The organism is Flexibacter flexilis DSM 6793 (assembly GCF_900112255.1).
In the GTDB taxonomy this organism is placed as follows: Bacteria; Bacteroidota; Bacteroidia; order Cytophagales; family Flexibacteraceae; genus Flexibacter; species Flexibacter flexilis.
The window spans coordinates 1-12,594 of sequence record NZ_FOLE01000013.1; the positions used below are offsets into that span (position 1 = coordinate 1).

Here is a 12,594-nt window from a genome sequence, read left to right on the forward strand (position 1 = left end):
CTTATATACCTTATCGCGAATCGGTAGGCATTGGAAAACTCTTTGCAGCTTATGCCGAAAACGCCACCGCCGAAGCAATTAAAATAGTAGGATTTGACGAGCTGACAGGCTGTGTATATATGGAACTTGAAAACGGTATTTGTATAAATTCTTGTTTAGGTGAATCGGTTCATTATACGACACCTTACCACGAGCAGGAATTTATAAGTTACAAACAAGCCGTTAAATATAAAGAGTACGCCGAGTATTTGCGCAGTATCCAAGACGGCACACCAGAGGCTGTACAAGATATAAAATTTGAAGATGAAGGCGACAACCCTTATGCTGTAAGTTCCTTGTTTTAAAACCCTTTAAAACCCCTCAAATTTCAATGATAAAGCCCTTTACAGCGTTTTTAGACGTTGGGAGGGCTTTTTTGGGCCGCGCTCGCGTTCTCCTCAGACACCACTATCACAATACTCAAATAAGAAGTCTCATTTGGTATTATGTACTGGCGGCTTCCTCGAAACGCAAAAGGGTTTTTTGCCCATAAACTCAACTACTACACTTGTCCTTTTTTTCTCCTTACACCTTCGCCTATTTGCACACATGAATCTGCTTACTCTCAAATTCGTGCTCGACCAAATGGACGTTCCTAAACCTTTTGCCATTACGGTCATTGCAGCAAACCAACAAACGGGTGTTGCTGGGCAACGTATTGTACTCGAAGAGGCTATTTTGGCCAAACACCAACCTTCTAAGGCTGCAAAAATCGCCAGTAAGGTCTATAACAACAGCAAAAAAAAGCGAAACATTAAAAACGATGCCAACGCTACACGATTGCTTTTCGACAAAAGAGGTAAAAGACTCATTACTATACACATAAGACTTATCACTCATTTTAACGGTATCCCCGTCAGATACGGTTCTTAACATGGCAGAAAAACACATTTCAAACGACGGCAATTTCGCTTTTCTTGATTCGGTGTATGGCGCCGTTTCTTTCGCTACCGTTGGAGCAACAGCAACAAACAGTGCTGGAGCTAAACCCACCGCTCCAACGGTCAAAGAAAAAAGCAACAGCAGTGAACCCATTGCTTACTGGGGAGAAGACAACCAGTTTCCCCAAAATGTACTCAAGCACGCACGACAAAACTCGCTTGTTTCCTCCACGCTCAACTGGAAAGCCAGAGCATTGTATGCGGGTGGTATTCAATACGGCACATACGACTACAACGACAATGGCGACGCTATCTTTTTGCCCAACAGCAAAAACAGCACTATCAATAAGTTTCTCAATGAAAGCAAAATTGAGCTGTATTTAGCCAGTGCCATCACTGATTTCTACTGGTTTTACAACGTGTTTTCTGAGATGATTTTGTCCAAAGACAAGAAAACGATTGTTTCATTAAGGCCGCAAAAAGCCGCTTTTTGTCGTTGGGCAAAGCAAAATGCCAAAGGCGCACTTGAGAAGTGTTACATATCTCCTAATTGGGATAGCGGCGCAAAGTACAACTCAAAGGAAACGCAAACCGTTGATGCCATCGACTTGTACGATTTGCCAGAAGAGGTGCGCAAGAAAAAGTTTTTCAAATTCATTTATCCAAGTTCATATCCTACGCCCGACCGCGTGTATTATCAATTGGCCGATTGGAATTGCTTACGCACATCAGGCTGGTTGGATTTCGCCAATCACATTCCCGTATTCAAAAAGGCCTTGATGAAAAATATCACGGCCATCAAATACCATGTGGCCATATCACAAGACTGGTGGGTGTGGAAATACAAGAATTTCCTCAACATGACCGAACCAGAACGCAGAGCTTTGATGAGCAAAGAAGTGGATGAGTTTGAAAAGGTCATGTCGGGTTCGGAAAATGCAGGTAAATCCATTTTTACCACCTTCAAAACAGACCCGCAGACAGGCAAAAACTACGATGGTTGGGTAATTACTTCGTTGGGCGACAAGATGAAAGATGGCCAGTACATCGAAGACAGCCAAGAGGCCAGCTCTCACTTGCTCTACGCACTCGGCGTACATGGCTCTTTGATTGGTTCGACACCAGGCAAAGGCATGGGCAGTGGTTCTGGTTCTGATGCACGCGAAGCCTTCAATATTTATCAGTCGCTCATTGAAATGGAAAAAGACTTGCTGCTTGGGCCACTTCATTTTATCCGCGATTTTAACGAATGGGGTTCGGACATTGCATTCCGTTTCAAACGGCCTATTCTCCAAACGCTTGACAACGTGACCGCCAGCAAGCGAAATACTAATATTCCTCAATAAACCTAAACACGTCTGATAATGCCATGATGGAAACCCTATTTGTCGAAAAAAACGACTTTCAGCAATATTTGCCCGTCAATGCCTCGCTTGAGCTAAAGCTCATTCAGAGCCATTTATGGCAGGCGCAACAGCTACATTTATTGCCTATTTTAGGCAATAAACTGCTGAATTTGCTCCTGTTGGCCAATGATGAAGTCGCTTATCAGGCTGCTTTTGAGGCGATTATCGCCCAAAATACAGCCATTACCGACGAAAATAATAGCAATCCAGAAGCTACCCCGATTCCGCTTATTCCACTCATTCCTACGCACGCCCAAATGCTTTTGCTCATGCCTTACGCAAAATTGCCTTTGGCGCACTTAGGATTTGAGCGATACATTCCTATCGCTCAACTGGACATCTCCTCCAGTGGCATTCGCCTCAATGTAAGCGAGGGCAAAAAGACGGCTTTCGGTTGGCAAATCAACGATTTGGAAAAAAGCTGTCGTGCCAGTGGATTTTTGGGGCTTGAGACCTCTTTACAATTCTTGTACGAGAACAAAGAGGTCTATAATTGGCATCAATCGGAGGCCTATTTACAAGCCCGCCAGTGTTTCGTTAGCTCCGCTGCTGAGTTGCAGACGTTCTTCGCGCTAAACATCGTTTATCCGCGACTCACTTACCTGAAAATCGCAGGCATTATGTTACGAACTGAGCAGCGAATCAAGCAAGTAACCTGTATTCCGCTTTTCGCAGAAATCAAGCAACAGCACTTGCAAGGTAACATTAGCCCCGAAAATGCGGCTTTGCTTGAATACATCAAACCCGCCATTGCGCTGCTGGCCATGAGCCGCGCACTTCTGGAGTCTTCTGTTACACTCGACGATACGGGTATTAGTTTGTTTAACAACAACAATTCCCAAACCGTCAAGGTGCAGCAACCCGCAGAGTTAGAACGACTTGACAGCGTCAAAAAAGAGCTGGAGCAAGAAGGCGAAAGCTACTTAACCCAGTTGGATAATTTTCTGCAAAAAAATGCAGAAACCTATCCACTGTATAAGGATAGCCCCTGTTTTGCAGACCGTCAGACACTCCGATTTGAGCAAGACCCAACCAAACATGTTCATTTATTTTAAACCTAAACCCTTCTTTTTCAATGGAAAATAACCATCACCACACCAATCCATTAGTCAATATTGCCATTGTTATCTGCAACTTTCTTGCTTGGGCTTTTTCGTTTCAAGGGCTACAACAAGTACAGCTCATTGCATCGCTGACGCTCACAACCTTGTCTATCGTTTTCGTTTCATGGCAGATTTATGACAAAATAAAGCAGCGAAAGCCGCCCAATCCTTAACAATTATTTACATTCTAAACCCTTTATCCAATGAAAAATCTATTGCCGCGTTTCTTGCGCTTCTTGGCCTTGTGGCCTGAAATTCTCGGCCTACCAATGGCTTTGTTGGTCTTCTTTATTTCTCCGCTCGCGCTACGAAAAACAGACCCAACCGCCATTGTGTACGATGTCGGTATTTTGCAAATCATTCTATTTGCTCTCATCGCCATGCTCTCCCTCAACAGCCTTGTTTGGTTAGGCATTCGCCTCAATTTCAGAACATTGTTCCACTATTATGTAGAACAATTTCAGTGCGATTTTATCAACCTAAAACCCGTCCAAAGAATATGCGTTTTACTCTCTGTTTACTTTGGCTTGCTCATAGCCTTTGTGTTGTTGGTCAGGGTGCTATAAGAAACGACTTAGCGCAAACCTATCTTTCCCAAGTCGGCATTAGAGAAGCCACAGGCCGCAATGACGGAACGCAAGTAGAAATGTACTTGCATTCCGTCAAGGCCAAACGCGGCCAGTCTTGGTGTGCGGCTTTCGTGTCATGGTGCTTGCAGCAACATGACATACCGCACCCCCAGTCCGCTTGGTCGCCCGCCCTTTTTCCCAAACGCCATACCGTCTTTGTCCGTGGCCAGCCTTACACTTACGCCCCGCAGCGTGGCGATGTATTCGGCTTGTACTACACCAATTTAGGCCGCATCGGGCACGTAGGCTTTATTGAGCAATGGGATTATGGCGGAAAATTCGTAATCACCGTAGAAGGCAACACCAACGAAGCAGGTAGCCGTCAAGGAGATGGCGTGTACCGAAAAAAACGACCCAAACGTACCATTTACAAAATCGCTAATTTCATTGACCGATGAAACCTATCCTTTTCTACATACTCTTCTTCGTAGTCTGCTTTGTTGGTGCTGCCTATTGGCATCACCAGCAAATCGCAGCCCTTGAAGCGGAGCGCGAAAACCTTGTTTTAGCGCATAACAATCAATTGCGCCGCGTGCGCAATGCACAAGGCCAACAAAGAGCTATCGCTCCCGTCGCTCAGCTCTCAGCCGCTACGCTTCGAGAGCTGAACGCGGCACATATTGCCGCCTTAGAACGCGCTTTTGATACCAAAATCAAACGCGTTCAGGCTGTAATGCGTTTGTCGGTTACCACATCGGGCAAGGCTTCCATGTCTGCGCGTGATACGCTTGTCATGTCGCCGCGCGATTCGCTGCCCAAGCAGCTCAAGCAATACCGCTACGCCGACCAATACTTTCAGATGTCCGCAATTGCGGACACTGACAGTCTTTGGGTTACTAATTACTCCGTGCGCAATGACATTACAGCCATTGCGCACAAAGGCCGCCGCTCCCCCCGTTGGAAGTTCTGGAAACCCAGACCTATCCAATGCCAAGTGTTCCTTTTTAACCCTCATTCGGGCATAGATACAATTGAAATTCAAACCCTTAGCAAGTAATGGAAGACAACGGATTTTATTTAGAAGGTAAATTTTACCCTTGCCCCAAAAACTACCAAGAACTTACCCGTGACCAGCTCATCAAAATCTATGAGCTTTTGATGAGCGAAGCTCCCTACACCGATGTAGTGGTAGCCATTATCCCCGTTTTGTTTCGCTTGCACATGAATTTGGAGCTATTGCGCTTCTTCATGACCAAAGTAACGCCTGTTGAATGGGTGGATTTGGCACTATTGACAGACCCTTTTATTCAAAATCCTGAGTCTTGCATCAACTTACTACCCACCGTTTGCGTGGACGAAAAACAATTCGTAGGCCCCGCTGACACCTTGGCCAACCTATCGTTTGCCGAGTTCATCAATGCAGACACGCACTTTTTGCGTTTTCTGCAAACCCAAGACGAAAGCCATCTCAACGCCTTGTGCGCTACGCTCTATCGACCGCAGCGCGAAGACTTCAATCCCGATGCGCCAGATACCAATGGCGACCCGCGCGAAGTCTTCAACGACAATTTAGTGGCGACCCGCGCTCAAACATTTGCTACTTTGCTCAAGGGCGAAAAGGCCGCTATTCTCTATTTTTTCATGGGTTGCCGCAACGAAATAGAAAAGCAATACCCTTGGATTTTCAAGAAAACCGACGAGGAAAAAACAGAATCCGAAGGTTGGGTAGGCGTGTGGTTGCAAATGGCAGGCAATAAGTTCGGCGACGCTGAAAAGACGGCCAACACCAATTTACATTGGATTTTGACCGAGCTAAATATTATGATGCGTAACTACTTTGAAACCAAATCTAAAACGCAACAATGACACGCCAATCATACGAAGACTATTTCAAAAACGTAGCCGCCAAGCTGCCCGAAATTCAGCATTCCGAGCAGAACAAACGTTTTGAAATCATGGACATTGAAGAAGTGTTTGGCGAGGTAAAAAAAGACATGGATTTGGAAGCCTTTTGTCTGTTCTTGGATTACTACGAAGGCTTATTGGATTTGAAAAACATTGACAATCCTTTCAATAATCAATTATGCGCTTTTCAAATAATCCGAAAATTAGACAGCCGCAGCGATACCGATAGCAAAGTACAGTTGCTTGACCAAGCCGAAGCCATCGCCAAGAAAATCATTGCCAAAATGATACATGACGCTTACGAGCGTAGCCATTTCAAAAACTTAGAGTTTTCTGAAATTCCGCTCTTAAAGGTAGGGCCTGTTTTTGACAACTGTTATGGCATCAGGGTAGAGTTTAAACTCTACGCCTCCGAGCGATTAGACTACAATCCAGACGATTGGCTACCATGATAAACCAAGAGCTTTACAACGTCTTTCAGGAATGGGCAAACCGCACCGTCGAGGTATTGCGCCAGCAAATCAAATCCAAAAACATCAAAGAAACCGATGCGCTGCTACGCAGCTTATCCACCAAACTAAGCCAGCAAACGGGCGGGGTAGTTTCGGCGCAATTCTGGTTCAACACCTATGGCCGTTTCGTGGATATGGGCGCAGGCCGTCGGCGAAAAGCAGAGACCCAAGCCACCAACCGAGCCGTTTGGAAAAGCAGAGGACGAAAACCCAAGAAATGGTATTCGCGCCCCATACACGCCCGAATACATCGGTTACGCGAAATCGTTACCCTTGATGTAGCAGAAATCGCACTCAAGCAAGTTTTAGAAGAGCTGGACAAGGCCAAATAACCTTGTTCAGCTCTTTTTGCTTATAACGGCATTTTTGTTTTTATAAATACCTAATAAATAGGTGCTTATAAAATATTTTACACTTTTTCCAAATGCCATGTCACCCTTTTTTCCTTCGGCAAACGTCTTGTATCTATATAGAGATATTTAAACCGAAAATTGCCAGCGAAAGCCAAAAATTTTGGGTAGGGGTAGTTTTGTGCCTGCGTATAACTATTTAAAAAATAGAGCTTTATTTTTATTTTTTGCATTTAAGGCGTTGATTATCAATTGAATGAATTTTGTTTAAAATTCTACTGCCACATCATTTGCCACACTAAGTATATTGATAAATACAATTAGTTGTTTTAGGTGTAAATAGTCTGTTACTTGATTGAAGTAAATCTTCTGCTCTTTGTTCGGTAGCATAGAGTTACATTCAAATTAAGGAGAATCCTTTTTGTTGACCGCATACACTAGCATTTTTGCATGTACTTTCAATAACTGACTTAGTGTTCCACTAGAAAACAAGGTTTTTATATCCGTGCAAAATCATTTATGAAGGTACGATACACGAATTATAACCGAAAAAATACATTACTTTGCAGTTTATAAAATAAAGGCATAAGTCTAAATAGAAATAATGAGTGAAATGACTACATCAAAATATATATTTTCAGGGCACGATTCATTTCATTGTCGACAACTTTGGCTCAAAAAAGGGTTTGACTTTGTTCAAAGTGGGTTATTATTCAACAGTGAAGATGCTGTTGTTAAACTGGGTGTAGGTAAAAACATGGTTTCTGCAATCCGTTACTGGTTAAAAGCATTTAATATAATTGATAACAAAGATCATCCTACTGAATTTGGAATAAGGCTTTTTGATACAGATACGGGATATGATCCTTTTTTAGAGGATGATGCAAGTTTGTGGCTACTACACTATCAGCTTGTTAAAACGGGTATAGCATCTATCTATAGTATCATATTTAATGAATTTAGGAAAGAAAAAATAATATTTAATGATGGTTCTTTTTTGAATTATTTGAAGCGAATTCAGGAGATAAACCATGTATTAAATTTTAACGAGAATACTGTAGCGAAAGACTTTATGGTTTTTGTAAATACATACAAAAACGATGAAGGCTATAATGACGTTGAAGATAGCTATTCTGGTATACTTTCTGAAATTGATTTGCTCAAAATCATTCAGATAGAGTATAAAGATGAAAATGGCAAAATAAAAAAAAGGATAGAATATCAAATTGAAAACAATGACAGAGATAAATTACTAGCACAGGTTTTATTGTTTTCAATTTTAGATAACCCAAATTATGGGAACTCAATTAGTTTAAATTCGCTTGAGTACGACTACAACAGTCCTGGTTCAATCTTTGCATTGAATCGTTCGGGACTGATAAACAAAATTTCTGAAATCGTGGACAAAAACATTACGTTCACAGACCACGCAGGAATAAAAGAATTGCAATTCAAGAATAAACCGAACGCATTTTCAATTTTAGACAAATACTATGGCAAATAATTTCACAACATCGGTAAATATACTCAGAGATACTGAGAGGGATTTTAATTATATCCCAACGCCAAATGCCAAACAGGTAGTAGGTCAAATTGTGAACGATTTTAAAAAAGGTATTCGCTCGTTCAATATCATTGGAACTTACGGAACAGGAAAATCTTCGTTTCTTTTAGCTCTTGAACAAAGTGTGAGAGGGAAAAAACGTTATTTTGAAACAAACTTTCTTGCGAATCCTATAGTTGATTTTGTAAAAATTGTAGGTTCTTACACTTCGATTGTAGAGCAATTTGCAGATACTTTTGAAGTAACAACAACTAAAAATAAGCACGAAAATATCTTATCTGAAATTTTCAATCGCTATTATTCTCTTGGCAAAAACAACGGCATTTTGTTTTTGCTGTTAGATGAGTTCGGGAAATTTTTGGAGTATGCAAGCAAACACAATCCCGAAAACGAATTGTATTTCATTCAACAATTAGCGGAGTTTTGCAACAACCCAAAGTACAATGTTGTTCTAATTTCTACGGTTCATCAAAGTTTTGAATCGTATGCTTACGCTTTAACAAGTACACAAAAGCAAGAATGGACAAAGGTTAAGGGTCGTTTTCGTGAAATTACATTTAACGAACCCGTTGAACAACTTTTGTATTTGGCTTCGGAATATGTTGCAGAAAACTTTGAAAACAAAGCCCCGAAAGCACAAGTTGAAAAATGCGTGGAATTGTCTGTCGCTTCAAAAGCGTTCAATTTCAACAAATATTTCTTAGATGAAATTTCTACAAAACTTTTTCCGCTTGATATTCTTTCGGCAAATACGCTTACACTTGCGCTGCAACGCTACGGACAAAATGAACGTTCTCTCTTTTCATTCCTTGAATCAACAGATCATACAGGGTTAGCGAAATTCAACAAACGTGAAAATCCGTTTTATAATTTGAGTTGTGTTTACGATTATCTCAACTTCAATTTTTATTCGTTTCTCACTTCAAAATACAATCCCGATTTTTCGGCTTGGAGTTCAATCCGTTCTTCGTTGGAAGAAGTAGAAAGAGCATTTGATGAAAAAATAAACGATTACTCAAATGCCGTTAAAACAATTGGTTTGCTGAATATTTTCTCGGCAAGCGGAGCGATTTTAGATAATAACTTTTTGAGTAATTACCTTGAAATCGCCTGCGGTGTTTCCAATGCAAGCACAATCATCAAAAATCTTGAAACGAAAAAAATCATTCGTTTCCGTTCGCACAGCAAACGCTATATTTTGTTTGAGGGAACGGATTTGGATATTCAAACTGCCTTACTTGAGGCGGGGGAAAAAATTTCGGAAGTTAATGACGTTGTTTCATTGTTGAAAAAACATATTTCATTTTCTCATAAATTAGCAAATCAGTATTATTCCAAAAAAGGAACGCCAAGATATTTTGAGTTTATTATTTCAGAATCTCCTATAAATAAAATTCCAACGGGCGAAATAGATGGTTTTGTAAATCTTATATTCAACAGCAAATTGACAGTTTCAGAGGTTGAAGAGACTTCAAAAAATCAAAAAGAAGCTATCGTTTATTGTTATTTCAAAAATTCAACTGAAATTAGAAACTTGTTATTTGAAATAGAGAAAATCCAACAAGTAATTGAAGAAAACAAAGATGATAGGGTTGCTAAACGAGAATTGGAAAGTATCGTTCAGCACCAAATTACAATTCTTGAACACGAGATAACAAGGAAAGGACTTTTTACTAACAATAAGAATGTAGTTTGGTATTTTCAAGGAGTAAGAAAAACTATTACCAGTCAAACAGATTTCAATAAATTGCTTACTCAAGTTTGTGGTATTGTTTATGACGCAACACCGACATTCATAAACGAATTGGTAAACAAACACAAAATTTCACCTTCAATTCACACCGCAAAACGCAACTATTTTAAAGCACTTGCGAATAATTGGGATAAAGAAAACTTGGGGTTTGAAGATGCAAAATTTCCGCCTGAAAAGACAATTTTCTTATCACTTTTGAAAGAAAACGGAATTTCGCCAATTCGTGAAAATTCGTTCTCTGTACCAAGTATTGACAAAAATTCAAGTTTCAATGAACTATGGAAAACATCGGAAAAATTCCTTGAAAGTGCAAAATTAGAACAGCGAAGTATTGATGAATTTGTTTCTATTTTGAGCAAACGACCATTGAAACTGAAACAAGGCTTTATTGATTTTTGGGTTCCGACTTTTCTGTTTTTGAGAAGAGATGATTTTGCTTTGTTTAATAGAGGTGGCTATCTACCAAATATAACGGATGACAATCTTGAGTTAATTGCCAAAAATCCAGAAAATTATTTTATTAAAACTTTTGATATAGAAGGCGTGAAGCTCGATATATTTAATAGCTACCGTACATTCTTGAATATTTCAACTGAATCGAAGTTTGATAACAATTCATTCATTGAAACGATAAAACCGTTCATTGTTTTTTACAAACAGTTGCATGAATATTCAAAGCAAACAAAACGTCTTTCATCTTCGGCTTTGAAAATTCGCACTGCTATTGCAATGAGCAAAGACCCCGAAGATACTTTCTTTGATGCATTCCCAAATGCGTTAGGGACTTCGCTTAGTGCTTTGCAAAAAGATAAATCAAAACTGCAAGGCTACACAACAAGTTTGCAAAATGCGGTTCGTGAATTGCGTACTTCTTATGATGAACTAATCAAACGCTTTGAAGAATTTATCTGCAATGAATTTGTTGGAAAATCAGTTGAGTTTGACGAATACAAAAAATATTTACAAGACCGTTTTGCAAAGCTGAAAAAGCATTTGCTTTTAGCAAATCAAAAAACGTTTGTCCAACGAATTGATTCGGGTTTAGAGGATAAAAAGGCTTGGTTAAATTCTATTGCACAAGCCGTAGTTGGAAAAAAGCTTGAAAATTTCAGTGATGAGGATGAAATCGCATTGTACGAAAAATTCAAGTCAATGATTTTGGAATTGGATAGCTTGACTAACATTTCAAAAGCCTATATTGATGAGAAATCTGAAGATGTAATAGGAATCAAAATTGATACATTTTTCAGTGAAATAAATCCAAAAGTTGTTCGTATTCCTAAAAATAAGTCAGAAGAAATTGAGCAATTGAAGTCTGCGTTGAAGAAAAAATTGGGAGCCGACAGAACTTCAAATATAGCGGCAGTGTTGAACCTCTTAAAAGAATTATTGCAATGAGTAAAGTAAGGCATGTTTTAGGAATTTCAGGAGGCAAAGATAGTGCCGCCTTAGCAATTTATATAAAGACGAAATATCCATCATTAAATTTGGAGTTCTATTCTTGTGATACTGGGAAAGAATTAGATGAAACATATCAACTTGTTCAAAACCTTGAAGGCTATCTCGGAATTAAAATAAAACTCTTAAAAGGTGCTGAAAATAGTTCGGAAGACCCATTTGACCACTTTTTAAAGATGTATGGAGGGTACTTGCCTTCTTCTAACTCTCGCTGGTGTACAAAGAAATTAAAACTTGACCCATTTGAAAAATATGTAGGAATGGATAATGTTATTTCTTATGTTGGTATTCGTGGAGACGAAGACCGTGAAGGGTATATTTCAACAAAGAAAAATATTCAATCAATTTTTCCTTTCCGAAAAAACATTTGGAGTGAAGATGTAATTGCTAAGACTTTATCAAATCAAAACATTGAGCAAATCATTTCCTATTCTAAAAACATTGATTTTGGAAAATATCAAAACAAAGTAGTGCAAATCATTTCCCAAAAAATTGATGCTTCATTTACGCAAATACAAAAATTAAACGTCTTACTTGATACCGATGTGAAAGGCTTTAATCAATTAGTTTTTGATTTTTTGAAAACAACTGATTATCCCTTATCAAAAGAAGACTCATTTCCCTTGCTTGACAATGAAGACGTATTGGTTCGTGATGATATTTTCAGAATCTTGGAAGAAAGCGGTGTTGGTGTGCCAGCCTATTACAACAAAATTGATTTTGCCATCAATGGTAAAATAGGTCAATATTCAAGAAGCCGCTCTGGCTGTTACTTTTGCTTTTTTCAGCAGAAAATAGAATGGATTTGGTTGTACGAACAGCACCCCAACTTGTACAAAAAAGCAATGGAGTACGAAAAAGATGGCTACACTTGGGGGCAGAACGAAAGTTTGGAAGAGTTGATTCATCCAGAAAGAGTAAAGCAGGTGAAGGAAGAGTATGTTAAACGAATGGAACGAAATGCAGCTAAAAGCAAATCACCTTACTTGATTGATATTTTAGACGATGAAGAAGGAATTGGTTGTGCGAGTTGTTTTATTTGATAGAAAAACAT

General features: G+C 39.6%; 14 protein-coding genes. All 14 read left to right on the plus strand.

What is annotated here, in order from left to right; genetic code table 11:
• On the plus strand, window positions 1-344 hold a 344-nt coding region (locus BM090_RS18510; RefSeq protein WP_177199987.1), incomplete at its 5' end, for a hypothetical protein.
• Between the two features lie 244 nt (window positions 345-588).
• A complete protein-coding gene (locus tag BM090_RS16530; protein WP_091516177.1) occupies window positions 589-912 on the plus strand; it encodes a hypothetical protein in 324 nt (107 codons plus the stop codon).
• Window position 913: 1 nt separating this feature from the next.
• The gene (locus BM090_RS16535; protein ID WP_091516181.1) at window positions 914-2,266 is read left to right on the plus strand and encodes a hypothetical protein; all 1,353 of its coding nucleotides are present in this window, start codon (window positions 914-916) and stop codon (window positions 2,264-2,266) included.
• A gap of 23 nt (window positions 2,267-2,289) precedes the next feature.
• The gene (locus BM090_RS16540) at window positions 2,290-3,381 is read left to right on the plus strand and encodes a DUF6712 family protein (protein ID WP_143084012.1); all 1,092 of its coding nucleotides are present in this window, start codon (window positions 2,290-2,292) and stop codon (window positions 3,379-3,381) included.
• A 20-nt stretch (window positions 3,382-3,401) separates the two neighbouring features.
• Complete coding sequence (locus BM090_RS16545) at window positions 3,402-3,602, plus strand: hypothetical protein (protein WP_091516186.1); 201 nt, start codon at window positions 3,402-3,404, stop codon at window positions 3,600-3,602.
• A gap of 30 nt (window positions 3,603-3,632) precedes the next feature.
• On the plus strand, window positions 3,633-3,995 hold the full coding sequence (locus tag BM090_RS18205) for a hypothetical protein (RefSeq protein ID WP_143084013.1): 363 nt from the start codon (window positions 3,633-3,635) through the stop codon (window positions 3,993-3,995).
• The gene (locus tag BM090_RS16550; RefSeq protein WP_091516190.1) at window positions 3,929-4,456 is read left to right on the plus strand and encodes a CHAP domain-containing protein; all 528 of its coding nucleotides are present in this window, start codon (window positions 3,929-3,931) and stop codon (window positions 4,454-4,456) included. Before BM090_RS18205 ends, BM090_RS16550 begins: the two co-directional genes overlap by 67 nt.
• Window positions 4,453-5,055 carry a DUF6549 family protein gene (locus tag BM090_RS16555; protein ID WP_091516193.1) on the plus strand — a complete coding sequence of 201 codons (603 nt, stop codon included), beginning with the start codon at window positions 4,453-4,455 and terminating at the stop codon, window positions 5,053-5,055. Before BM090_RS16550 ends, BM090_RS16555 begins: the two co-directional genes overlap by 4 nt.
• Window positions 5,055-5,864, plus strand: coding sequence for a hypothetical protein (locus BM090_RS16560; protein WP_091516196.1), 810 nt, complete (start codon window positions 5,055-5,057; stop codon window positions 5,862-5,864). Before BM090_RS16555 ends, BM090_RS16560 begins: the two co-directional genes overlap by 1 nt.
• Window positions 5,861-6,355, plus strand: a complete 495-nt coding sequence (locus BM090_RS16565) for a hypothetical protein (protein ID WP_091516199.1) — start codon at window positions 5,861-5,863, stop codon at window positions 6,353-6,355. The genes BM090_RS16560 and BM090_RS16565 overlap by 4 nt, the downstream gene beginning before the upstream one ends.
• On the plus strand, window positions 6,352-6,747 hold the full coding sequence (locus BM090_RS16570) for a hypothetical protein (RefSeq protein WP_091516202.1): 396 nt from the start codon (window positions 6,352-6,354) through the stop codon (window positions 6,745-6,747). Before BM090_RS16565 ends, BM090_RS16570 begins: the two co-directional genes overlap by 4 nt.
• Before the next feature lie 622 nt (window positions 6,748-7,369).
• On the plus strand, window positions 7,370-8,269 hold the full coding sequence (locus tag BM090_RS16575; protein ID WP_091516205.1) for a DUF4007 family protein: 900 nt from the start codon (window positions 7,370-7,372) through the stop codon (window positions 8,267-8,269).
• On the plus strand, window positions 8,259-11,480 hold the full coding sequence (locus BM090_RS16580; RefSeq protein WP_091516208.1) for a hypothetical protein: 3,222 nt from the start codon (window positions 8,259-8,261) through the stop codon (window positions 11,478-11,480). The genes BM090_RS16575 and BM090_RS16580 overlap by 11 nt, the downstream gene beginning before the upstream one ends.
• Complete coding sequence (locus BM090_RS16585) at window positions 11,477-12,583, plus strand: phosphoadenosine phosphosulfate reductase family protein (RefSeq protein WP_091516211.1); 1,107 nt, start codon at window positions 11,477-11,479, stop codon at window positions 12,581-12,583. The genes BM090_RS16580 and BM090_RS16585 overlap by 4 nt, the downstream gene beginning before the upstream one ends.
• The last annotated feature ends 11 nt before the right edge of the window (window positions 12,584-12,594 follow it).

Excerpts from the sequence above, each read along its gene's own strand:
- BM090_RS16560 (WP_091516196.1), top strand. The coding sequence starts at position 5,055 with ATGGAAGACAACGGATTTTATTTAGAAGGTAAATTTTACCCTTGCCCC.
- BM090_RS16545 (WP_091516186.1), top strand. The coding sequence starts at position 3,402 with ATGGAAAATAACCATCACCACACCAATCCATTAGTCAATATTGCCATT.
- BM090_RS16565 (WP_091516199.1), top strand. The coding sequence starts at position 5,861 with ATGACACGCCAATCATACGAAGACTATTTCAAAAACGTAGCCGCCAAG.
- BM090_RS16550 (WP_091516190.1), top strand. The coding sequence starts at position 3,929 with ATGCGTTTTACTCTCTGTTTACTTTGGCTTGCTCATAGCCTTTGTGTT.
- BM090_RS16555 (WP_091516193.1), top strand. The coding sequence starts at position 4,453 with ATGAAACCTATCCTTTTCTACATACTCTTCTTCGTAGTCTGCTTTGTT.
- BM090_RS16540 (WP_143084012.1), top strand. The coding sequence starts at position 2,290 with ATGATGGAAACCCTATTTGTCGAAAAAAACGACTTTCAGCAATATTTG.
- BM090_RS18205 (WP_143084013.1), top strand. The coding sequence starts at position 3,633 with ATGAAAAATCTATTGCCGCGTTTCTTGCGCTTCTTGGCCTTGTGGCCT.
- BM090_RS16535 (WP_091516181.1), top strand. The coding sequence starts at position 914 with ATGGCAGAAAAACACATTTCAAACGACGGCAATTTCGCTTTTCTTGAT.
- BM090_RS16575 (WP_091516205.1), top strand. The coding sequence starts at position 7,370 with ATGAGTGAAATGACTACATCAAAATATATATTTTCAGGGCACGATTCA.
- BM090_RS16570 (WP_091516202.1), top strand. The coding sequence starts at position 6,352 with ATGATAAACCAAGAGCTTTACAACGTCTTTCAGGAATGGGCAAACCGC.
- BM090_RS16580 (WP_091516208.1), top strand. The coding sequence starts at position 8,259 with ATGGCAAATAATTTCACAACATCGGTAAATATACTCAGAGATACTGAG.
- BM090_RS16585 (WP_091516211.1), top strand. The coding sequence starts at position 11,477 with ATGAGTAAAGTAAGGCATGTTTTAGGAATTTCAGGAGGCAAAGATAGT.
- BM090_RS16530 (WP_091516177.1), top strand. The coding sequence starts at position 589 with ATGAATCTGCTTACTCTCAAATTCGTGCTCGACCAAATGGACGTTCCT.